Source organism: Maribacter sp. HTCC2170 (genome assembly GCF_000153165.2).
Lineage (GTDB): Bacteria > Bacteroidota > Bacteroidia > Flavobacteriales > Flavobacteriaceae > Maribacter_A.
In genome coordinates this window covers 3,637,134-3,660,334 of record NC_014472.1, presented here as the reverse complement: position 1 = coordinate 3,660,334, position 23,201 = coordinate 3,637,134, and the positions used below count along the sequence as shown (strand labels likewise).

The window sequence follows — 23,201 nt, the reverse complement described above, 5'->3', positions numbered from 1 at the left end:
TAAAAAGTAAATGAGTTACAATTAGTATTTAAAAATAAGGTATTTAATGTTTTGAAGGATGAATGCGGTAAATAACTATTCTTTATCTATAATTTTAAAAAAACTAAAAACACTACCACCATATCTGCGTTGATTGGCGAAATATTCCAAACCAGAGAGGTCAGTATGTTTTGAATGTTCAACAATCAGGACTCCACCTTCAAGTAGGATACTATTTTTGAATACCAATTCAATTAGTTTAGAAAAATCTTCTAGAGGTAAATTGTAAGGAGGGTCTGCAAAAATAACATCTGCTTTCGTAGAGCATTTTTCCAAGAAACTAAATACATCACTTTTAATGGTGGAAATTTCAAAACCTAACTCATTAGAAATTCTATCGATGAATTTGACACAACCATAATTGGCATCTATTGCCGTGATGTCACCAGTGCCTCTTGAGGCAAATTCAAAACTAATGTTGCCTGTACCCGCAAACAGATCAATAAGTGAAACATCCTCAAAATAATAGCTGTTATTTAATATGTTGAAAAGAGCTTCCTTGGCCATATCGGTTGTTGGTCGAACAGGCAAGTTCTTGGGTGCAGTTATTCTCTTACTTTTATGGGTGCCTGATATTATCCGCATTACAGAGCGTTTAGAACTGTGAAATCTATCGATTCCTCATTATCAGCGGCCATTGGGTAAGAGGTTACGGAGGGAATAAAAATGGATATATCTTTCACATATTGATAGCAAAGGTCATAAACGTCGTCACCTTCCTCAATTGAGCCAAATAATTTCAATTTTGTGTTTTCGGTATCCAATTTTAATTGTTCCAGCGTAAAGAGTAAATAGTAAATAAAATCCTCTTTAGATGTAAAAGTAAAACTGTTATACAAGAGCAGTTTTTTTTGTGCTATAATTGTGATGTCCATTTGTTGGCCATCGACGTGAGCATAACAAATAGGTTCTTTGCTTGTCCCCGAATTATTCAATAGGGCTTGAACAAGAACAGTGCCGTTGTGCTTGTACTCAAACTCACCAAACAAATCAAAAATGTAGTTATTAATGTTGACAAAGGGAACATATACATTGACCATGTCATAATTGTCCAGTTCATCATAAGCAATATGATCGTTGGCAAGTATCTTGGTGTTGAATTTTAAATAGTTCGCCAATTCACTTTCATCAAACAACGACTTTGGAACAAAACTAAAAAGACCATTACTGTGCACGATTACGACTTCAGAAAATTCTTTGGATTTCAAATCATGGGTTTCTAGTAGTTGTTCTAGGTTCTTTTGAATTTCAAAAGGATTCAGATTTTTAGGAAAAGTCAATCTATCGGACTTTAGAATAATATTCCCAATAGTATCCAAGACACAAAAAGAAAGTCCATTCAAGCTAACTTGAATGGACAGTTTGTTAAAATTTTCCAAAGAGTTATCCTCAGTATTATTTATCTTCTTTTTTGTCATAAATCGGTGGCCAGTTACCACTTGTACTAACTTGCTCCATAGAACCAACTTTGATTACATCGCCATTTACTTCTTCAACACTTATCTGTGCATTTTCACGATCAAGTAAATCTTTGGGTTGGTCTCCCAGTATAACGTTCTTTTTTACTTTAACTTCAAATACAGGAGCTTTGTAACCTCCTTTGTCAATAATCGCAGATTTCATTTCAAATTTTTCACCACCAATTGCTCCAGGAACATTCATAAGGCTTTTATAACGATCATCATTCTTAAACAAAGAATCCTTAACCGAAACAAAACCTAAGGTGTCAATGAGTTTTACTTCTCTTAAAAGTTCAATGCCATAGGTTTTATCCATCTCCATATAAGATGAATCTCTTTGCTGTGTAATAGTATATTTGCCAGATTCTACAAAACTAATCAACCTTTTAAAATCGTTGGCATACGTACCATTAACAGTCTTATGAGCTTCTTGTGCATTTCTTATATCCTTCAACTTGGATACAACTTTCGCATAGCGCTCCTGTTTTACCTTCTTAAACTCAATAGGTCCTGTAACTGATTGATAAATAAGGTATCCAAATCCGATACAAGCAATCCAAAGTACAATTTGTATTATGGTCTTCATTTCGTATGTGTTAATTTTAATTTAGTGGTTAACACAAATCTACAATTTTTTTGCAAACTGCCTAATATTTTATTACCAGATTTATGCTGGTCAGTTTTTCGGGAATTTGGATGTTTTTATCCTCTTATATGAAAGCATAATAGGCTTGACGTGTACTGTTTTAGCCCTCTATCATTTATATTTTGGTCAATGTAGCAATTTCTGGTTTTAGCATAGAATATTCTTATTATGACCCTCATCACCAATAATCCTCTTTATATTTGGATTCTATGAACACGCTTACCGACTCATCGTTTTTTGCCATCCTAAAGGAAAAATTTCCACATGAACCTACTCCAAAACAATCTGTTGCCTTGCAACAATTGGCGAGTTATGTGCTGTCCAAGGAAAAAGAACGCTTGTTTTTGTTGAAAGGATTTGCGGGAACAGGAAAAACCACGATTGTCGGTACCTTGGTGAACAATTTATGGCGAAGTACCATGAAAGCTGTGCTCATGGCACCTACAGGAAGGGCGGCCAAAGTGATGTCAAATTATTCAAATACCCAGGCTTTTACAATCCATCGGAAGATATACTTTCCCAAAAAGCAGACCGGAGGGGGAGTTCAGTTTGTTTTGGCACCCAATAAGCACCGTGATACGATATTCATAGTCGACGAAGCCTCAATGATTCCTGATACTCCGGCAGATTCCAAATTGTTTGAAAATGGTTCTTTGTTAGATGACCTTTTGATGTTCACTTATTCAGGACATAATTGTAAGTTGATATTGATAGGGGATACTGCCCAACTTCCCCCTGTGCATTTAGATTTAAGTCCGGCTTTAGACGAAGGTAAATTATCTCTGAATTATAATAAAGAAGTAACCAGATTAGAGTTGGATGAGGTTGTACGACAGTCTGAGGACTCGGGGATTTTGGTTAATGCCACTATTTTAAGGGAGCAATTGCAAGGTACTTTTTTTGATGACTTTAAGTTTGATGTTAGCGCCTATTCAGATATTGTTAGGTTAGTTGATGGTTATGAAATCCAAGAAGCTATAGATGCCTCATATTCTGAAAATGGCAAGGAAGAAACAACCATAATTGTGCGTTCCAATAAAAGGGCAAACCTCTATAATGAAAACATTCGAAGCCGTATTCTTTTTTTGGAAAATGACTTGGCGGTGGGTGATTATATGATGGTGGTCAAAAACAATTACTTTTGGTTAAAACCAACTTCCGAAGCTGGTTTTATTGCAAATGGGGATATAATAGAAATTCTTGAAATTTTTGCTATAAAAGAGCTGTATGAATTCAAATTTGCAGAAGTAAAAGTGCAAATGGTTGACTATCCCAACCAGCGCCCATTTGAAACTGTTTTATTGTTGGATACCATTCAGGCAGTAACGCCTTCTTTATCGTATGAAGATGGCAATAAATTGTATCAAGAGGTAATGAAGGATTATGCTCATGAAAAATCAAAATACAAGAAGTTTTTGGGTGTAAAAAACAATAAATATTTCAATGCGCTGCAGGTGAAATTCTCTTATGCCATAACCTGCCATAAATCTCAAGGAGGGCAATGGGATACAGTTTTTGTGGAGCAGCCCTATTTGCCCAATGGCATTGACAAAGAATATCTACGTTGGTTGTATACCGCAGTTACCAGAGCCAAGAAACAATTGTATCTCATTGGTTTTAAATCTGATTTTTTTCTTGAAACGGAATAACTTAATTTAGTGAAAAGTATAAGAAATGAACTCTGAAACAATAATAAGCATATTCTTGGGTGTCGGCTTGGCCGCATCTGTTGGTTTCCGTGTTTTTCTGCCATTGTTTGCTTTGAGCCTTGCCTCTTATTTTGGGGTCTGGGAGCTTAATGAAAGTTGGCAATGGATAGGGAGTATGGCGGCTTTGATAACGCTTGGAGCAGCAACTTTAGCTGAGATATTTGGCTATTTTATTCCATGGGTAGATAACCTTTTGGATAGTATAGCTATACCGCTAGCTGCGATTGCCGGTACGGCTGTAATGGTCTCAACGGTTGCAAATTTGGATCCTGTAGTTACTTGGTCTTTGGCAATTATTGCTGGGGGCGGTACGGCCACAGCAATAAAAGGAGCCGGAGCTTCAACTAGATTGGCTTCGACAGCAACAACTGGAGGAGTGGCCAATCCATTGGTTTCAACCGTGGAGACTGGAACTGCATTGGTTGTATCTGCCGCTTCGATTTTTGCACCTATATTAGCAGCTTTTTTGGTCATTGTTATTTTGGTATTCGTATTTATGATATATCGAAGATTAAGACCAAAGGCGAAAAGTAATTAATCAATCAAAAGAGAAATAAGTGAAGATTATTGCCATGATTCCTGCCCGTTATGCGGCTTCCAGATTTCCAGCAAAATTAATGCAGGACCTTTCTGGAAAACCGGTAATTCTTAGAACCTATGAGGCTGCTGTCAGTACAAGATTATTTCATGAGGTTTATGTGGTTACCGATAGTGATATCATATATGAGACAATTGTAGAGGCTGGTGGTAACGCCATTATGAGCATTAAAGAGCATGACTGCGGTAGTGACCGTATTGCTGAGGCTGTTATGAATATGAATGTTGACATTATTGTGAACGTACAAGGTGATGAACCTTTTACCGATCGCGAAAGTTTGGCAAGTGTTCTTAAGGTTTTTAAAGAAGATCATACCGAGGAGATAGACTTAGCTTCACTTATGGTAAGGATTAATGATTGGGAGGAAATAAACAACCCTAATACTGTAAAGGTTATTGTTGATAATCGTAATTTCGCACTCTATTTTTCAAGATCTCCAATTCCTTATCCGAGAGATGAGGATATAGAGAATATTTATTACAAGCACAAAGGTATTTATGCTTTTAGAAAACGTGCTCTGATGGATTTTCAGCGATTGCCTATGTTGCCTTTAGAGGCCAAAGAAAAAATTGAAGCTATCAGGTATTTGGAGTATGGCAAGAAAATTAAAATGGTAGAAACTGTTGTTAGCGGAATTGAAATTGATACCCCTGAAGATTTAAAAAGAGCTCAAGACGCATGGAAGTAGATTTTAGCAACATCAAAGTAATTGGTTTTGATGCTGATGATACGCTTTGGGTAAATGAGACTTATTTTAGAGAAACCGAGGAGCAATTTGCGAACTTGTTAGAAGGTTTTGAGACCAAGAATAAAATTGATCAAGAATTGTTCAAAAAAGAAATGGACAATTTGGAATTATACGGTTACGGTATAAAAGGATTTATGCTTTCTATGATTGAATCCTCTCTTGAATTGTCAAATAACAAAGTTTCGCAAGCAACTATTCAGGAAATATTGAATCTTGGAAAGAGAATGATTGCCCATCCTGTCGAATTGTTAGATGGGGTCAAAGAAGTACTAAAAGAACTGGGTGATAAATATCGTTTGATTGTTCTGACCAAAGGTGATTTGTTAGATCAGGAACGAAAGCTCGAAAGATCCAGTTTATCAAATTATTTTCATCATGTAGAAGTGCTGAGCGATAAAAAAGAAGAGAATTATAAAAACCTATTAGAACATCTTGAAATAGAGGTTGATGAGTTTTTAATGATTGGTAATTCCCTAAAATCCGACGTGTTGCCTATTATAAATATTGGGGCCAAGGCTGTCCATGTTCCTTTTCATACCACGTGGCAACACGAACAGGTATCATTTGAGGACGAAGATTATGATTATCTCAAAATAAATAGTTTAAAGGATGTCTTGGACTATTTGAATTAATGCTATGAAATTGAAGAATAAAAAAGGTATTGAAAATACATCCTCAGGTGTTAATGAGAAGTTTAGAAACTTTCCCATGGTACCTCGAGTGGTTTTTGGCAAAGGAAGTTTCAATCAATTAGGTGAAATATTAATGCCAAAACGAAAGCATTCTGATTCTCCATTTATTTTTTTGGTTGATGATGTTTTTGAAGGAAATGAATTAACTCGAAGAATTCCTGCAATATTTTGTGATCAAATTATTTTTGTTTCAACAGCGGAAGAACCCAAAACCCACCAGGTTGATGCTTTGGTACAAAAGATAAGGAATGATTTCTCTGAGATTCCCTCTGGAATTGTGGGAATAGGAGGCGGGTCTATAATGGATTTGGCAAAGGCTGTTGCCATTATGATGAACAATGAAGGTAGTTCTTCTCTTTATCAGGGTTGGGATTTAGTCAATAAACCATCAATATATCATGTTGGAATACCAACAATAAGTGGAACTGGTGCAGAGGTCTCAAGGACAACAGTTTTATTGGGTCCTGAAAAAAAATTAGGAATTAACTCAGATTATACAACTTTTGATCAGGTCGTATTGGATCCAGATTTAACAAAAGGAGTTTCAAGAGAACAATGGTTTTATACGGGAATGGATTGCTATATTCACTGTATTGAATCTCTAAATGGTACTTTTTTGAATGCATTTAGTCAGAGTTATGGTGAAAAGGCCTTTGAACTTTGTAAGGAAGTGTTTCTAGATGACCTTACCCCCTGTGAATCAAGAGATAAATTAATGATGGCATCTTGGCATGGAGGCATGAGTATAGCCTATTCACAAGTAGGTGTTGCACACGCTATGAGTTACGGGTTATCATACCTTTTAGGCGTAAGGCACGGTCTTGGAAATTGCTTGGTTTTCCAGCATTTAGAAGAGTTTTATCCTGAAGGTGTGGCATTGTTCAGGATAATGCGCGAAAAGCACGAAATTCAATTACCTGAAGGGTTATGTAAGAATTTATCGGAGGATGAATTCAATACAATGATTTCTGTATCTATGGGCATGATTCCTTTATGGGAGAATGCTTTGGGTAAAGGTTGGGAAAAAATAATTACACCTGCCAAGCTAAAATCAATCTACCAAAAAATTTAGAAATATTGGATGCATAAACTTGGGAAGTTCATTTATTATAGATTACTGGGTTGGAAAACAGTAGGTGAGTTTCCAAAATTGGATAAATGTGTTGTTGCGGTGGTACCACATACCAGTTGGGTCGATTTTTTTTTAGGATTGTTAATTCGTAGTGTAATTAATCAAGATATAAATTTCATTGGCAAAAAAAGTCTTTTTACCCCCCCTTTTGGCTGGTTTTTTAGGTGGATGGGAGGAGCACCGATCGATCGTTCAAAAAGCAATGATACAGTTACTGCGATAGCCAATATATTCAAGGAGAAAAAAGTATTTCGGTTGGCATTATCACCTGAAGGCACTCGTAAAAAGGTTGATAAGTGGAAGACGGGATTCTATTATATAGCAAAAACTGCAAACGTACCAATCGTACTTGTAGCTTTCGATTATGGTAATAAGCAGATTAAATTTTCTGAACCACAAATTCCTTCAAAAAATTTGAATGAGGATTATAAAACGTATATTTCTTTTTTCCAAGGGGTGGTGGGCAAAATACCTGAGTATGGTATTTGAATTGATTATATCATAACGAATCAAGTAAAACCACGATTCATTTTTATTGTTCTTGGATATTAATTACTCCTCCATTGTATGATACACATTCTGTACATCATCATCTTCTTCGATTTTTTCCAATAGTTTTTCGACATCGGTAGTTTCTTCTTCAGTAAGTTTTTTAGTTACTTGTGGTATTCTTTCAAAACCTGAGGAGAGAATTTCTATTTCCCTTTTTTCCAATTCTTTTTGTATGGCTCCAAAACTTTCAAATGGGGCATAGATCAGAATTCCATCTTCATCAACAAAAACTTCTTCGGCGCCAAAATCTATCATTTCAAGTTCTAATTCCTCTGGGTCAATGCCCTCCGCCGGAATTCGAAAATTACAGGTGTGATCGAACATGAATTCCACAGAGCCAGACGTTCCCAAATTACCATTGCATTTGTTAAAATAACTTCTCACATTGGCAACAGTTCTTGTGTTATTATCCGTGGCGGTTTCTACCAAAATCGCAATACCATGGGGAGCGTAGCCTTCGAACAATACTTCTTTATAATCGCCTAGACTTTTATCTGTTGCCCTTTTAATTGCCCGTTCAACATTGTCTTTGGGCATGTTCACAGATTTGGCGTTTTGAATCACAGCCCTTAGTCTTGAGTTGGAATTAGGGTCAGGACCACCTTCTTTCACCGCCATTACAATGTCCTTTCCAATGCGTGTAAACGCTTTGGACATGGCGGACCATCTTTTCATCTTTCGTGCCTTCCTAAATTCAAAAGCTCTTCCCATTCTATTATTAGTTTATTTCAATGAAAGCAAATTTAATAAAATTTAACCCCTTGACAAGTCTAATTCAATGCTTAACGCTAGTCACTTTCTATTAATGCTTCAATGGTTTGGGCCAATTCAAAATCTTTCATTGTAACACCTTCCGCCTCATGGGTATTCAACCGTATATTTAATGTATTGTAGACATTACTCCAATCGGGGTGATGGTTCTGCGCTTCACACTCAAAAGCAATTCTGGTCATAATTGAAAATGCCTCTTTGAAATCTTTAAATTCAAAAGTGGTTTCTATTGCACCATCAACATACTCCCAACCTTCCAATATCTCCAGTTGTAGTCCAATTTCCACCTCGCTTAGTTTTGTCATAATTTTTGTTTTCACAAAGTTAAGAAAGCTAAATTCTTATGCAGGTCAAAATTAAATCAAAACATGATGGTCAATTATTTCTTGATACGAAGTTTGAAGATTTATGGGGAGTTTGTTGCTTTTGGAAAGCACGGCTAGATAATGATTATCATTGGTTGTATATATTCTTTTGAAGATTGGGTTGAATTTACCAATACGTTCAACAACATCTTTAATAAAATCCTCGTGATGAACCAGGTCTTTACTACCCAAATGAAAAACACCACTTTTGTTTTGGTTGATGAGGTAATGTACTTGTTGGGTCAATTTATCATCATGTGTTACATTCATGATTAGGTTAGGAAAGACTTCGAGTGGTTCATTATCCCATATGCGGTTCTTTATTTCTTTGATTCTTGGTGATGAATTCCCAAAAACCATCGGAACCCTCAATATTGCCATTTTCTGTCTTGGCAACCGTAAAAGCATATTTTCGATTTTGATTTTAAACCGACCATAAATACTTTCAGACAAAGTTTTGTCATTCTCGTAGGAAGGATATTTACTATACGCATCGAAAACATTGGCTGATGATATAAAAAATAATTTGCAATCATTTTCCGAAATATACTCCACCAGATGTTGGTGCGCTTGAATTTGAGCGGCAAAATTTCCTCTTAAGGCCGATATGATAATCTGTGGCCGAATATTTTCCAATAATTCGAAAATATCATCTTCTTCCAAATCATATTTAAAAAACTGTTGATTATTCTCGAAAGATCTTCGAGCGGAATAATAGGTGCCATAGGTGTCGAAATAGGAGCATAGTTCTTTATAGATAGCATTGCCTATAAAGCCACTAGCACCTAAAATCAATATTTTCTTACCGCCTTCCTCCATTAATCAATAATGCTTATTGATTTGTGATTTAGCCTTTGTAAAATGGTAGTTTTATTACCGAGGCAGGGACAGCATTTTTTCGTATTTGGATATTGATTTTACTGCCAACTTCTGTAAATATCTTTGGCACATATCCTAAGCCTATGCCTTTACCCAAGGAGGGTGACATAGTTCCTGAGGTAACTTCTCCAATGGTCTTTCCTTGTCCGTCTACAATATCATAACCCTGACGTGGAATTCCGCGATCGTCCAATTCAAATGCAATTAGTTTGCGCTTGGCGCCATGTTCTTTTTCCTTGGCCAGAGCTTCACTGTTTACAAAATCTTTTGTGAATTTGGTTATCCAACCAAGACCCGCTTCAAATGGTGAAGTTTCATCAGAAATGTCATTTCCGTAAAGACAATACCCCATTTCTAACCGTAATGTATCCCTGGCAGCAAGGCCAATTGGTTTTATTCCAAAATCAGCACCCGCTTCGAAAATCTTGTCCCATACTTGTTTTACTTCACTATTCTTACAGTAGATTTCAAAACCGCCTGAACCCGTGTATCCAGTTGCTGAGATAATTACATGCTCTAACCCTGCAAAATCAGCAACTACAAAATTGTAGAATTTTATAGCGCTTAAGTCTACTGAGGTAATACTCTGCATAGCTTCAACAGCTTTTGGACCTTGAATTGCCAATAAAGAATATCCTTCAGAGATATTCTTCATTTCCGCATTGAATTCATTGTTATATTTTGAAATATGATTCCAATCTTTTTCGATATTTGATGCATTGACAACCAAGAGATATGTTTCGTCTTTTACTTTATAAACGATTAAGTCATCTATGATACCTCCAGTTTCATTGGGTAAACAGCTGTACTGTGCTTTTCCTATGGTTAATTTAGAAGCGTCATTTGAGGTTACCTTTTGAATCAAATCCAAAGCGTTTGGTCCTTCAACCAAAAACTCTCCCATATGTGAAACATCAAAAACGCCAACACCATTTCTAACAGTCTCATGTTCAATGTTTACACCTTCATAAGAGACAGGCATATTATATCCTGCAAACGGAACCATTTTCGCTCCCAATGCTTCATGGGTTTCGGATAAAGCTGTATTCTTCATAAAAACTTGTTTTAAAAGTTGAGCAAATGTATTCAAAAAAACTTGATGATCAATACCTCTTTAATCAAAGTTGGGAATGAAGTAAAAGGGCTCTATTATTGATTTAGCAAGAACTGTTTAAGTTCAGTATACTCGCTGATTTTGACAGATTTTTTTTCCTTACCTATAACCTTTTGTATTTGGGGCGGTATTGCTGGGGAAATATTGATTGTTTCTTCCACAACATCCAAAAATTTAACAGGATGGGCCGTTTCTAAAAAGATACCAAAAGTGTTTGGATGGGATTTTTGATATTGTTTGAAACCCAAATAGCCTACAGCTCCATGAGGATCCGCTATATAACCAGATGTTTGCTTAATATGTTTCATGGCTTCTTTGGTCTCAAAATCTGTAAAAGAATAAGAGCTGAGATTTTTGTTAAGTGCTTCAAAATCATCATTGAACAAATGCCTGATTCTAATAAAATTACTTGGGTCACCAACATCCATGGCATTTGAAATTGTTGCGGTGGAGGGTTTTGGATGATATGTTCCAGTCCTCATAAACTCAGGAACCGTATCATTTACATTGGTGGAGGCTACAAAGTGTTTTACGGGCATGCCCAAACGTTGGGCTACCATTCCTGCGCAGATATTTCCGAAATTTCCGCTTGGCACGGAGAAAACAATTTCTTTGTATTCTGCCTTCACTTGCTTGTAAGCAAATAGAAAATAAAACAACTGGGGTAGCCAACGAGCAACATTGATTGAGTTTGCGGAAGTCAACTGCATATAATCAAGCAAATCCGTATCTATGAATGCTGTTTTTACCATTTTCTGGCAATCGTCAAAAGTGCCGTCAACCTCCAAGGCTGTAATATTGTTCCCAAGCGTTGTAAGCTGTCTTTCCTGTATGTCGCTTACCTTTCCACTGGGGTATAGAATTACTACGTTCACCCCGGCAACTCCAAGAAAACCATTCGCAACTGCCCCACCTGTATCTCCTGAAGTAGCAACCAACACAGTAACCTCATTATTAATACTTTTTGAAAAATGGCCTAAACATTGGGCCATAAATCTGGCTCCAACATCCTTGAAGGCCATTGTTGGGCCGTGAAAGAGTTCTAGAGTCGCAATATTTTCCTCAATTTGGACAAGAGGAAATTCAAAATCCAATACCTCTTTGAGAATTGCTTTTATAGCATCATCGGGAATCTCATCGTAAACGAATTGACGAATGGCTTCAAATGCGATTTCAGTATTAGAGAGCGATTCTATATTTTCAAAAAAAGAACTGGACAAAGGGGTAATGCTTTCAGGAAAATAAAGTCCCTTATCAGGAGCTATTCCTTTTATAACAGCATCTTTGAAAGAAACGTTAGGTGCTTTTTTATTTAGACTGTAAAAGTTCATTTAGTTTAATATTTTAATGCCTTGGGTATTTATTTTAGAGACGTGTACATCATAGTCTATCTGAATATTTTGATAAACTCGAGACATTGCCAGAGCTACCTCTTGCGCAATACTTTCTCCTTTGCTAAAAGCGAAAATTGAAGGGCCAGAACCTGAAATACCACACCCTAAAGCCCCTGCCTCCATAGATTTTGTTTTAACTTCATTAAAACCTGGTATCAGAATAGAGCGAATTGGTTCAACAATATGATCAACCAAAGAGCGTCCTATTAAATCATAGTCCTCTGTAAACAGACCGGCAATCAACCCGCCTACATTGCCCCATTGTTTAATACCATCTTTTAACGAAATGTTGGTTTTTAAAATTTTTCTTGAATCAGAAGTCTTCACCTCAATTTGAGGGTGAATAATCGTTGCGTATAGTTCTGATGGGCTGTTTATTGGAATAATATCTAAAGGGTTATAGCTGCGTACTAAGGTAAACCCACCAAATAGGGCAGGGGCTACATTATCGGCATGGGCTACGCCACTGGCCAATTGTTCTCCTTCCATAGCAAATTCTACCAATTTAGAAGTTGGGAACGGTTCATCCAATAATTGGTTCATTGCCCAAACGGCACCTGTTGAACTAGCTGCACTGCTCCCAATTCCGCTACCTGCTTTAATATTTTTAAAAATCTCAATTTCAAAACCACCTTCGTATCCACTAGCTTCTAAAAGAGCCATACCAGCAACACCAGCAACATTTTTTTCTGTTTCTAAGGGTAGATCCTGTCCTACCAATTTTGTTATCCGAATACCTTTTTTTGCCACTTTATGAATGACCATTTCATCACCAACTGTATCCAAGGCAACACCTAGGACATCAAATCCACAAGAAATATTGGCTATAGTAGCTGGGCAAAAAACTCTAATTGATTTCATGATCTAAAAGTTACCAATTCTAATAATATCAGCAAAAATTCCTGATGCCGTAACATCGGCTCCTGCTCCCGCCCCTTTGATAATCATAGGTAGGTTAGGATAGCGTTCGGTATAGAATAGGACAATGTTATCACTGCCTTCAAGATTATAAAAATCGTGACCCTTTGGAATTTGTTGCAATCCTACTCTGGCCTTTCCATCTTCAAATTGCGCCACATATTTTAACTTACTATCCGCTTCCTGAGCCTTTTTATATAATTCCTGAAACGAAGCTTCATGTTTTTGTAACGAAACAAAAAAGGCATCATTATTGTTTGTATCCAAACTCTCTTGAGGTAAGAATGATTTGTTTTCAATATCATCGATTTCAAGTTGATTTCCACTCTCTCGCGCAAGAATCAGGATTTTCCGCATCACATCGATACCGCTAAGGTCTATTTTTGGGTCAGGTTCCGTATAACCTTCTTCTTGTGCCTTTTTAACCACATCCTGAAATGTTGTTTTATCATCAAAATTGTTAAAGACAAAATTTAAGCTGCCAGAAAGCACAGCTTGTATTTTCTGGACTTTGTCACCTGAAGCAATAAGATGTTTAAGGGTGTCAATTATTGGTAACCCTGCACCAACATTCGTTTCGAATAGGAACGGTGCATTGTACTCCCTGGACAATTCTTTAAGATCTAAATAATTTGAATAGTTAGATGAACAGGCTATTTTATTACAAGTGACTACAGAGATACTATTTTCCAAATACGAATTATAAGTTTCAGAAACTTCTTCACTCGCAGTATTATCAACAAAAATACTATTGCGATAATTCAGTTTATTGACGGTTTCAAAGAATTTTGACTTGTCAGCTTTTTCGCCTTCAGACAAAAGTGATTCCCAATTTTTCAAGGATATCCCGTCTTCATCAAAAACCATGGTCCTTGAGTTAGATATGCCAATAACCCGGGGATTTAACTTTAAGTTCTCTTTCAGGAATTTTTTCTGTTGTTTTATTTGGTCAAGGAATTTGCCTCCAACATTTCCAACTCCCATAACAAAAAGGTTCAGTTGTTTTATGTTTTCTTCAAAAAACTCTTCATGCAGCGAATTCAAGGCTTTTTTTACATCTTCTTTATTAATGACTCCCGAAATATTACGTTCGGAAGCACCTTGTGCAATAGCTCTTATATTCACATTGTTTCTGCCAAGAGTACTGAACATTTTACCGCTTAGCCCTTGATGACTTTTCATGTTATCTCCTACCAAAGCTATAATTGCCAAATTGGATTCAACAATAACAGGCTTTATTTTTCCACCACTAATTTCATAAGCGAATGCATCATTCACACTCTGTTCAGCTTCTGCCACATCATTTGCGGAGACGCCAACACATATTGAATGTTCAGACGAAGCCTGTGTAATTAGGACCACACTTATATTGGATTGGGAAAGCACCTCGAAAAATCGTTTGGAAATCCCTGGAACACCTACCATTCCCGGACCCTCAAGAGAAAGTAGTGCTATGTTTTCCACATGGGTGATTCCGCGCACTGTTTTTCCTTCTTCGTTTCTGTTTTTAGTAATTATGGTTCCTGCGTTTTCAGGATCAAAAGTATTTTTAATTTGGATTGAAATGCCTTTTGATAGTACAGGTTGAATAGTGGGCGGATAAAGTACTTTGGCTCCAAAGTGGGAAAGTTCCATCGCTTCCTCATAGGAAATATGAGGTATAGCTTTCGCCTGTTTTACCAATCTTGGATTTGCAGTATACATTCCACTGACATCGGTCCAGATTTCCAATAATACAGCGTTTATAGCTGCTGCAATGATTGCTGCGGTATAATCTGACCCGCCACGACCTAATGTTGTCGACCCTCCATTCTCTGAGGACGCAATAAAGCCTGCAAGAACAATTATTTTATGAGGTGTTTTAAAGATAAAATCTCTACATAATTCGTCCGTGAGCTTAAAGTTTACCGCAGCTTTACCATTTATTTCATTGGTTTTGATTAGCTCCCTACTGTCTTTTTGAATTACATCCAATCCAGATTCAGAGAAAAACTCTCCTATAATATATGATGACAAAAGTTCACCATAACTTACTATTTTATCAGAAAGCTTAGGAGTAATTTCCCCTATTAAAAAAGCTCCTTCCAAAAGCGTCTCCAAAGTATTGAGTTCACTTTTAACTTTACTTAGAACTCTGCTCTGGGAATTGATTGGTATCAGTTCCTTTATTGTATTTAAATGCCTTTCTTCAACCTCCTGCAAAAAAGATTTATATGAATCATCCTGTAAAGCCGCAAGGTTGGCCGTATTCAATAATAAATCAGTTACTCCACCAAATGCCGATACAACTATTACAGTTTTAGCGCTATCTGAAAGAGAAACAATGTTTTTTACTAGATTGATATTTTGGGCATTGGCAACTGAAGTGCCACCGAATTTTAAAACCTTCATTATATAACTTGATTAACTGAAACTGAGTGATTCTTTGCGGGAAACTGCAAAAACGGACGGATTATATGTAGTGTTTTACCCCAAAGGGGTTGTACGGGTAATCGTAGTATTGCATCCATTGATAAATGCAGAATATAAAGCTGATATGTCCGAATTGTTAAAAGGCATGCTTCGTTGTAAGAACCAAAAGTAGTACTTTTGACTTGCTAATCAAACGTTTCATTCGATTTTTACGGAATCGATAAAATTCGCCAATAATTCTTACTGAATGAAATTTTTTACCTCGGATCAGATATACGCTGCTGACAAATTCACAATTGAAAAACAGCAGATTTCCAGTAATGAACTTATGGAGCGGGCTGCTGTTCAGATATTTAACTGGATGCACTTGAGAATGCAAGGCGCGCAGGTCAAAATCCATCTATTTTGTGGTATTGGCAATAATGGCGGGGACGGAATGGCCCTGGCAAGGCATTTAAAGGATCATGGTTATAATATTGAAGTGAATGTGGTCAATTATAGTGATAAGCGATCCAAAGACTTCTTAATTAATTTAGATAGGCTCAAAGATCGTAAGATTTGGCCCCATTTTCTGGAGAGTGATTGTGAGTTTCCAGTGATTGGCCCAGACGATATTATTGTTGATGCCATTTTCGGAATTGGTTTGAATAGGACTCCCGATATTTGGGTTGCCAACCTAATGAAGCATATCAATGATTCAAGAGCGTTTGTTCTTGCCGTTGATATACCATCAGGGGTTTTCATGAATAAATCCGTTGAGGATGAAGATGCGGTGGTAAAGGCAAACCATGTGCTGAGTTTCCAAGCTCCTAAATTGGTTTTTTTCTTACCAGAAACAGGCGTTTATAGCAATCAGTGGGAGGTATTGGATATTGGTTTGGATGCTGAGTTTTTGAATAAGATAGAAGCGGAATATGAATTAATCGGGAAGAATGAAGTGCTCCCAATGTATATTCCTAGGGAAAAATTCTCTCATAAAGGCACTTTTGGTCATTCTTTGATTATAGGAGGCAGTTATGGAAAGATAGGTGCAGTTTCTTTGAGCGCTAAGGCCTGTTTGAATATTGGAAGCGGATTGGTTACAACGTATGTGCCTCAATGTGGATATTTACCTATTCAGACTTATTTACCAGAAGCTATGGTTTTAACTGATAAGAACGAAAAGATCATAAGTGAAATCAAGTTTGATATGGAGCCATCGGTAATCGGTGTTGGTGTTGGTATTGGAACTGAAAAGGAAACTGCTGATGCTTTTTCCATTTTTCTGGACGCGGTAAAAACGTCATTGGTTGTTGATGCAGACGGATTGAATTTGCTTGCAGCTAACAAAAGTTTGTTGAAGAAACTACCCTCAAAAACGATTTTAACACCGCACCCTAAGGAATTAGAACGCTTGATTGGAAAATGGAAGAGCGATTTTGAAAAGTTAAGGAAGGCAAAGGCATTTTCAAAAAAATATGATGTTATTCTAATTGTTAAAGGAGCCCATACCATAACCATATACGAAAATAAAGGCTATGTAAATACCACAGGCAACCCTGGTATGGCTACAGCGGGAAGCGGAGATGTACTAACAGGAATTGTTACCGGTTTAATAGCACAAGGGTATGATGCTTTAAATGCCGCGATCTTTGGTGTTTATCTACATGGTGTAGCAGGGGACATTGCTGTTGAGCAAACAGGATATCAAGCGCTTACAGCATCAAAAATGATTGATTCAATTGGTATGGCGTATATAGATTTGTTCAAAGTACCTGAGCCACCCGTAGAGGAAACTCCACAGGAGAAAGAATAGTTTTTTTATCTAGGAACCTTTTTTTGCGGCTTTAACACGTTTTTTCACCCAAGACAATGCATTATCATATTCTATGAAGAACTTCATTGGTTTTTTGTAGAACAGTTTCTCGATTTTGAAGTTATGCATATCTATTTCCTTCACGGAAACAATGGCAAATGCCTTCATATTTTCAAGTTCTCTGAGATATGTATATACTGTTGGGTCAACAGCATATGAACTTTTTCGTAAACTAATGTATCCGAAAGGCCTATCTCTAAAATGTATTTCTGAAATTCCAATAATTTGATAAGCTCTTTCAAGAGTTAAAGTTGCTCCTTCCTCAAAAATAGCAACCATATGATTTTTATAAACTTGTACTACACCTATCTCTAAATGGTATTCCCTGACGATTATGGTTTTCTTGGTTGATCCCACGTGCATTTCATCTGTGTTATAGTGTCTGAAACGAATGTAATGGGAAGTGGTACTAAATAATAAAAAATTAGATTAAAGGCCTAAATATCGTATATACTGCCAAAGTTGAATGAACATTGCATTAATTTATTGAATAGAGAAAAATGACAATAAAAAAAGGGAGTCGATCAAATACGACTCCCTTATATTAATATTCTTACTGTTTACTATGTTTTAGAAGGCTTTTTAGCTTTTTTTATTTTTATTGTCAAGGCTTCTTTCTTTTTGTCTAATTCCATAAAAATGCTATCTCCCTCTTCAAGTTTTGAGTTCACGATTTCCTCTGCCAAAGCATCCTCAATATATTTTTGAATGGCTCTTTTCAAAGGTCTAGCACCATATTGTTTATCAAAGCCTTTTTCAGCTATGTAGTCCTTGGCTTCATCAGTTAGGCTCAGGTTGTACCCTATATCCTTAATACGGGCAAAAAGCTTTGCTAACTCAATATCTATGATTTTGTGAATGTCTTCTCGCTCTAAAGCGTTGAATACGATAACATCATCAATTCTATTTAAAAACTCAGGTGCAAATGCTTTCTTCAAAGCATTCTCTATTACACTTTTCTGATGACTATCGGCCTGTGATTTTTTGGCTGCGGTACCAAAACCTACTCCTTGGCCAAAATCTTTCAATTGTCTTGCCCCAATATTTGAGGTCATAATGATAATCGTATTTCTAAAATCAATTTTTCTACCCAGACTATCCGTTAAGAAACCGTCATCCAATACTTGAAGCATCATATTAAAGACATCTGGATGCGCTTTTTCGACTTCATCCAACAGAATAACCGAATAAGGTTTGCGCCTTACTTTTTCAGTTAATTGTCCGCCTTCTTCATACCCAACATATCCAGGAGGAGCTCCTACCAATCTAGAAATCGCAAATTTCTCCATATACTCACTCATATCAATACGAATAAGTGCATCTTCAGAGTCAAAAAGCTCTTTTGCCAAGACTTTTGCAAGTTGTGTTTTACCAACCCCGGTTTGACCGAGGAAAATAAACGAACCTATAGGTTTGTTTGGGTCTTTTAGCCCGGCACGGTTACGTTGAATGGCTTTGGCAACTTTGGCCACGGCTTCATCCTGTCCAATAACATTGGATTTAATAAGTTCTGGTAATTCTGCAAGTTTGTTACTTTCGGTTTGTGCTATTCTATTTACAGGAATTCCACTCATCATTGAAACCACATCGGCGACATTATCCTCAGAAACAACCTCTTTATGTAATTTACTGTCTTCTTCCCATTTTTCTTGGGCAACAGCAAGTTCTTTCTCTATTCTTTTTTCATCATCGCGCAGCTTCGCGGCCTCTTCATATTTCTGTTTTTTGACCACGCTGTTTTTTAGATCCTTTACATCTTCGAGCTGTTTTTCAAGCTCCAAAATCTGTTTAGGAACATCCATATTAACTATATGTACTCTTGATCCTGCTTCATCCAAGGCATCGATGGCCTTGTCTGGCAGAAATCTATCTGTCATATATCTATTGGTCAATTTTACACATGCAACAATGGCATCATCTGTGTACTCTACATTATGATGCTCCTCATATTTTCCTTTAATATTTTGGAGAATTTCAATCGTCTCACTTACAGATGTAGGTTCTACGATTACCTTTTGGAACCTACGTTCTAAAGCTCCATCTTTCTCTATATATTGTCTGTATTCATCTAAGGTAGTAGCTCCAATACATTGAATCTCACCTCTGGCCAAAGCTGGTTTGAACATGTTTGACGCATCTAAACTTCCGGTAGCTCCACCAGCCCCAACAATAGTATGGATTTCATCAATGAAAAGAATAACATCATCATTCTTTTCTAATTCGTTCATGACGGCTTTCATACGTTCCTCGAATTGCCCACGATATTTTGTTCCTGCAACTAGAGAAGCCAAATCCAACGTAACTACACGTTTGTTGTAAAGAATCCTAGATACCTTTTTGTTGATAATACGTAACGCCAAACCTTCAGCGATAGCACTTTTACCAACTCCAGGCTCACCAATTAATAACGGATTGTTTTTTTTACGCCTACTTAATATTTGAGAAACCCTCTCGATTTCTTTTTCGCGACCAACGACAGGATCTAACTTGTTCTCCTCTGCCATCATGGTTAAATCCCTACCAAAATTATCAAGAACAGGGGTCTTTGATTTTTTATTTCCTTTTTGTCCAGATGTTGAACCAAAAGTACTTTCTTTTCCTTCATTCGTATCATCAGAATCACTTGGAAAAGATTCAGAAGTAGGAGAATCAACGATGTCATCATCGCTTGTGATCATAAATTTAAACTGTTCTTTTACCCCATCATAATCAACTTTAAGTTTGTGAAGCAATTTGGTTGTAGGGTCATTTTCATTTCTGAGAATGCACAACAACAAATGAGCTGTATTTATTGAGGAACTCTGAAAGAGCTTGGCTTCGAGAAAAGTAGTCTTAAGAGCACGTTCTGCCTGCCTTGTCAAGTGAAGGTTCTTTTTATCTTTTTGAACACCACTGGGGTTGGGATTCGAAGGACTCAAAATTTCCACTTTTCTTCGTAAGTGGTCCAAGTCAACCTCCAAGGCGTCTAGAATACTTATTGCCTTTCCATTTCCATCACGTAAAAGTCCAAGCATCAAATGCTCTGTGCCAATAAAATCATGACCCAATCGCAATGCCTCTTCTTTGCTGTATGCAATTACATCTTTTACCCTTGGTGAAAAATTATCATCCATATATTCTCCTTATCATCAATAAAATTAGTAAAACTATAGCAATCTAGGTCAAATACCATACCTATAATCGATAAACATATCCTAAATGACGAAAAAAGCCACGAATTACAAAATAATTAACATTGAAATTATCAACCAAAAGAACTGTAAAAGGTGTTAATAAATTCTTGGATAAAGTATTTGATATGTGCATTGAAAGCTTTGAATTTACGTATATTGCCTTGCTTTTTTAACTAAAATAAATAGATAAAATATTAGAATGGCAGAAGGAGAAAAATTGATTCCTATTAACATAGAAGACGAAATGAAGTCTGCCTACATTGATTATTCAATGTCGGTCATTGTGTCACGTGCCTTGCCAGATGTCAGGGATGGTTTAAAACCTGTACACAGAAGGGTTCTTTACGGTATGCATGAATTGGGTGTTCGTTCAAACAGTGCCCACAAAAAATCTGCCCGTATTGTCGGTGAGGTTTTGGGTAAATATCACCCTCATGGTGATACTTCTGTTTACGACTCCATGGTGCGTATGGCACAAGAATGGAGTTTAAGGTATATGCTGGTAGATGGGCAAGGTAACTTTGGATCTATTGATGGTGATAGCCCGGCTGCCATGCGTTATACTGAGGCCCGTATGCGAAAGATCGCTGACGATATGTTGGCGGATATTGACAAAGATACAGTTGACCATCAATTGAATTTTGATGATTCTTTACAAGAACCGACGGTACTTCCGACTCGGGTTCCAAATTTATTAGTGAATGGGGCTTCTGGTATTGCAGTAGGTATGGCCACTAATATGCCGCCACACAACCTTTCTGAAGTTGTTGATGGTACTGTTGCCTATATTGATAATAATGATATTGAAATTGATGAACTTATTACTCATATAAAAGCACCAGATTTTCCAACAGGAGGCATAATTTATGGGTATGATGGTGTTAAGGAAGCCTTTCATACGGGTAGAGGAAGAGTAGTAATGAGGGCGAAAGCCGTTATAGAAGAAGTTCAAGGTCGAGAGTGTATTATCGTAACTGAGATACCTTATCAGGTCAATAAGGCGGATATGATTAAAAAGACCGCTGACTTGGTCAATGATAAAAAAATTGAAGGTATTTCAACTATTCGCGATGAATCGGATAGAAAAGGAATGCGTGTTGTCTATATTTTGAAAAGGGACGCCATTCCTAACATTGTACTGAACATGCTGTACAAGTATACAGCGCTACAATCTTCTTTCAGTGTAAACAACATTGCATTGGTCAATGGTAGACCACAAATGTTGAATGTAAAAGAGATGATCCATTACTTTGTGGAACATAGACATGAAGTTGTAGTAAGAAGAACAAAGTACGAGCTTAAAAAGGCCGAAGATCGGGCGCATATACTTGAAGGGTTAATTATTGCATCGGATAATATTGATGAGGTAATTGCGATAATAAGAGCTTCTTCCAATGCAGATCAAGCAAGGGAGAATTTGATGGAGCGGTTTAAATTGACTGAAATTCAAGCCAAAGCCATAGTTGAAATGCGATTGCGTCAATTAACTGGTCTTGAACAGGATAAGTTGCGTTCTGAATATGAAGAGGTTATTAAGACTATTGCCGATTTAAAAGATATCCTTGATAGAAAAGAGCGTAGAATGCAGATCATCAAAGATGAACTTCTTGAGGTTAAAGATAAATATGGCGATGAAAGACGTTCAGAGATAAACTTTGCAGGTGGTGATTTGAGTATTGAGGACATGATTCCGAATGAGCAGGTAGTTATTACTATTTCACATGCGGGTTATATTAAAAGAACACCATTATCAGAGTACAAAACCCAAAATAGAGGAGGAGTTGGACAAAAAGCATCGTCAACACGTAATGAAGATTTCCTAGAACATTTGTTTGTGGGAACCAATCATCAATATATGCTGTTCTTTACCCAGAAGGGTAAATGCTTCTGGATGCGGGTTTATGAAATTCCCGAAGGTAGTAGAACATCAAAAGGTAGGGCGATTCAAAACCTGATCAATATAGAACAAGATGATAAGGTGAAAGCATTTATCTGTACACAAGACCTTAAAGATGAGGATTATGTAAATAATCACTTTGTGATAATGGCCACTAAAAAAGGTACAGTTAAGAAAACTTCTTTGGAGCAATATTCAAGACCACGTCAAAATGGTATCAATGCCATTGGTATTCGTGAAAATGATGAACTTCTAGAAGCAAAACTAACTACAGGTACAAGTGAGATTTTCCTAGGTTTAAAGTCTGGTAAGGCCATTCGTTTTGAGGAAAGTAAGACTAGACCAATGGGGAGAAATGCTTCAGGTGTTAGAGGAATTAGGCTTGCCGATGATAATGACGAGGTAATAGGAATGGTGTCTGTTAACAACTTCGAGGACAATATTCTTGTGGTGTCAGAAAATGGGTATGGCAAAAGATCCAACATAGATGATTATCGCGTAACTAATAGGGGCGGAAAAGGAGTTAAAACCATTTCCATAACTGAGAAGACCGGTGGTTTGGTATCAATCAAAAATGTTTCAGATGCAGATGACCTAATGATAATCAATAAATCTGGTATCGCTATAAGAATGAGCGTAGAAGATTTAAGGGTTATGGGTAGGGCTACCCAAGGAGTTAAGTTGATAAACATTAAAGGTGCCGATAGTATTGCTGCTGTAGCAAAAGTGATGAAAGATGATGATGCGGTAGAAGAAGTTGACATCATGGATATTGAGGTGAAAACGGAAGATGGCACGGCTATTGATAATGATGCTAATGACGAAACAAAAGAATAATCAATAACAC

The 23,201-nt window shown here is 36.9% G+C and carries 20 protein-coding genes; 8 read left to right on the top strand and 12 right to left on the bottom strand.

The window, feature by feature from the left end:
- Nucleotides 1-75 precede the first annotated feature (75 nt).
- From FB2170_RS16065 to FB2170_RS16055, 3 genes are read right to left on the bottom strand one after another with little or no spacing between them, the layout of a single operon-like run.
- Entirely contained in the window at nucleotides 76-624 is a 549-nt protein-coding gene (locus tag FB2170_RS16065) for an RsmD family RNA methyltransferase (protein WP_013307656.1), read from the bottom strand.
- Nucleotides 624-1,457, bottom strand: a complete 834-nt coding sequence (locus FB2170_RS16060) for a DUF3822 family protein (RefSeq protein WP_013307655.1) — start codon at nucleotides 1,455-1,457, stop codon at nucleotides 624-626. Before FB2170_RS16060 ends, FB2170_RS16065 begins: the two co-directional genes overlap by 1 nt.
- Nucleotides 1,435-2,085: a hypothetical protein gene (locus FB2170_RS16055; RefSeq protein WP_013307654.1), complete on the bottom strand. Its 651-nt coding sequence runs from the start codon at nucleotides 2,083-2,085 to the stop codon at nucleotides 1,435-1,437. Before FB2170_RS16055 ends, FB2170_RS16060 begins: the two co-directional genes overlap by 23 nt.
- 269 nt (nucleotides 2,086-2,354) lie before the next feature.
- Between FB2170_RS16055 and FB2170_RS16050 the strand changes: the two genes are divergently transcribed.
- The 6 genes from FB2170_RS16050 to FB2170_RS16025 are packed head-to-tail and all read left to right on the top strand — an operon-like array spanning nucleotide 2,355 to nucleotide 7,513.
- Nucleotides 2,355-3,794 (top strand): ATP-dependent RecD-like DNA helicase, encoded by a 1,440-nt coding sequence (locus FB2170_RS16050; protein WP_013307653.1) that lies wholly within the window; start codon nucleotides 2,355-2,357, stop codon nucleotides 3,792-3,794.
- Between the two features lie 25 nt (nucleotides 3,795-3,819).
- Nucleotides 3,820-4,392 (top strand): DUF4126 domain-containing protein, encoded by a 573-nt coding sequence (locus tag FB2170_RS16045; RefSeq protein ID WP_013307652.1) that lies wholly within the window; start codon nucleotides 3,820-3,822, stop codon nucleotides 4,390-4,392.
- 34 nt (nucleotides 4,393-4,426) lie between these two features.
- Nucleotides 4,427-5,140, top strand: coding sequence for a 3-deoxy-manno-octulosonate cytidylyltransferase (gene kdsB / locus FB2170_RS16040; RefSeq protein ID WP_013307651.1), 714 nt, complete (start codon nucleotides 4,427-4,429; stop codon nucleotides 5,138-5,140).
- Entirely contained in the window at nucleotides 5,131-5,832 is a 702-nt protein-coding gene (locus FB2170_RS16035; protein ID WP_013307650.1) for an HAD family hydrolase, read from the top strand. The genes kdsB and FB2170_RS16035 overlap by 10 nt, the downstream gene beginning before the upstream one ends.
- A 4-nt stretch (nucleotides 5,833-5,836) precedes the next feature.
- Nucleotides 5,837-6,964, top strand: coding sequence for an iron-containing alcohol dehydrogenase family protein (locus FB2170_RS16030; RefSeq protein WP_013307649.1), 1,128 nt, complete (start codon nucleotides 5,837-5,839; stop codon nucleotides 6,962-6,964).
- Between the two features lie 9 nt (nucleotides 6,965-6,973).
- Nucleotides 6,974-7,513 carry a 1-acyl-sn-glycerol-3-phosphate acyltransferase gene (locus FB2170_RS16025; RefSeq protein ID WP_013307648.1) on the top strand — a complete coding sequence of 180 codons (540 nt, stop codon included), beginning with the start codon at nucleotides 6,974-6,976 and terminating at the stop codon, nucleotides 7,511-7,513.
- 63 nt (nucleotides 7,514-7,576) lie between these two features.
- Here FB2170_RS16025 and FB2170_RS16020 read toward each other — a convergent pair whose 3' ends face one another.
- The 7 genes from FB2170_RS16020 to thrA form a co-directional block, all read right to left on the bottom strand.
- Nucleotides 7,577-8,287, bottom strand: a complete 711-nt coding sequence (locus FB2170_RS16020; RefSeq protein ID WP_013307647.1) for a YebC/PmpR family DNA-binding transcriptional regulator — start codon at nucleotides 8,285-8,287, stop codon at nucleotides 7,577-7,579.
- 77 nt (nucleotides 8,288-8,364) lie between these two features.
- On the bottom strand, nucleotides 8,365-8,652 hold the full coding sequence (locus FB2170_RS16015; protein ID WP_013307646.1) for a 4a-hydroxytetrahydrobiopterin dehydratase: 288 nt from the start codon (nucleotides 8,650-8,652) through the stop codon (nucleotides 8,365-8,367).
- 51 nt (nucleotides 8,653-8,703) lie between these two features.
- Nucleotides 8,704-9,531, bottom strand: a complete 828-nt coding sequence (locus FB2170_RS16010) for a sugar nucleotide-binding protein (protein ID WP_013307645.1) — start codon at nucleotides 9,529-9,531, stop codon at nucleotides 8,704-8,706.
- Nucleotides 9,532-9,559: 28 nt separating this feature from the next.
- Nucleotides 9,560-10,645, bottom strand: coding sequence for a glycine cleavage system aminomethyltransferase GcvT (gene gcvT / locus FB2170_RS16005; protein ID WP_013307644.1), 1,086 nt, complete (start codon nucleotides 10,643-10,645; stop codon nucleotides 9,560-9,562).
- 95 nt (nucleotides 10,646-10,740) lie between these two features.
- Nucleotides 10,741-12,036, bottom strand: coding sequence for a threonine synthase (thrC, locus tag FB2170_RS16000; protein WP_013307643.1), 1,296 nt, complete (start codon nucleotides 12,034-12,036; stop codon nucleotides 10,741-10,743).
- The gene (locus FB2170_RS15995; protein ID WP_013307642.1) at nucleotides 12,037-12,960 is read right to left on the bottom strand and encodes a homoserine kinase; all 924 of its coding nucleotides are present in this window, start codon (nucleotides 12,958-12,960) and stop codon (nucleotides 12,037-12,039) included.
- 3 nt (nucleotides 12,961-12,963) lie between these two features.
- On the bottom strand, nucleotides 12,964-15,408 hold the full coding sequence (gene thrA / locus FB2170_RS15990) for a bifunctional aspartate kinase/homoserine dehydrogenase I (protein WP_013307641.1): 2,445 nt from the start codon (nucleotides 15,406-15,408) through the stop codon (nucleotides 12,964-12,966).
- A 268-nt stretch (nucleotides 15,409-15,676) separates the two neighbouring features.
- On the opposite strand from thrA, the gene FB2170_RS15985 reads away from it, so the two are divergent.
- Entirely contained in the window at nucleotides 15,677-17,224 is a 1,548-nt protein-coding gene (locus FB2170_RS15985; RefSeq protein WP_013307639.1) for a bifunctional ADP-dependent NAD(P)H-hydrate dehydratase/NAD(P)H-hydrate epimerase, read from the top strand.
- Nucleotides 17,225-17,233: 9 nt separating this feature from the next.
- On the opposite strand, the gene FB2170_RS15980 is transcribed toward FB2170_RS15985, so the two are convergent.
- Complete coding sequence (locus FB2170_RS15980) at nucleotides 17,234-17,647, bottom strand: hypothetical protein (protein ID WP_013307638.1); 414 nt, start codon at nucleotides 17,645-17,647, stop codon at nucleotides 17,234-17,236.
- 200 nt (nucleotides 17,648-17,847) lie between these two features.
- Complete coding sequence (locus FB2170_RS15975; protein WP_013307637.1) at nucleotides 17,848-20,397, bottom strand: ATP-dependent Clp protease ATP-binding subunit; 2,550 nt, start codon at nucleotides 20,395-20,397, stop codon at nucleotides 17,848-17,850.
- 259 nt (nucleotides 20,398-20,656) lie between these two features.
- Here FB2170_RS15975 and gyrA point away from each other — a divergent pair, with 259 nt between their 5' ends.
- Nucleotides 20,657-23,191, top strand: a complete 2,535-nt coding sequence (gene gyrA / locus FB2170_RS15970; RefSeq protein WP_013307636.1) for a DNA gyrase subunit A — start codon at nucleotides 20,657-20,659, stop codon at nucleotides 23,189-23,191.
- The last annotated feature ends 10 nt before the right edge of the window (nucleotides 23,192-23,201 follow it).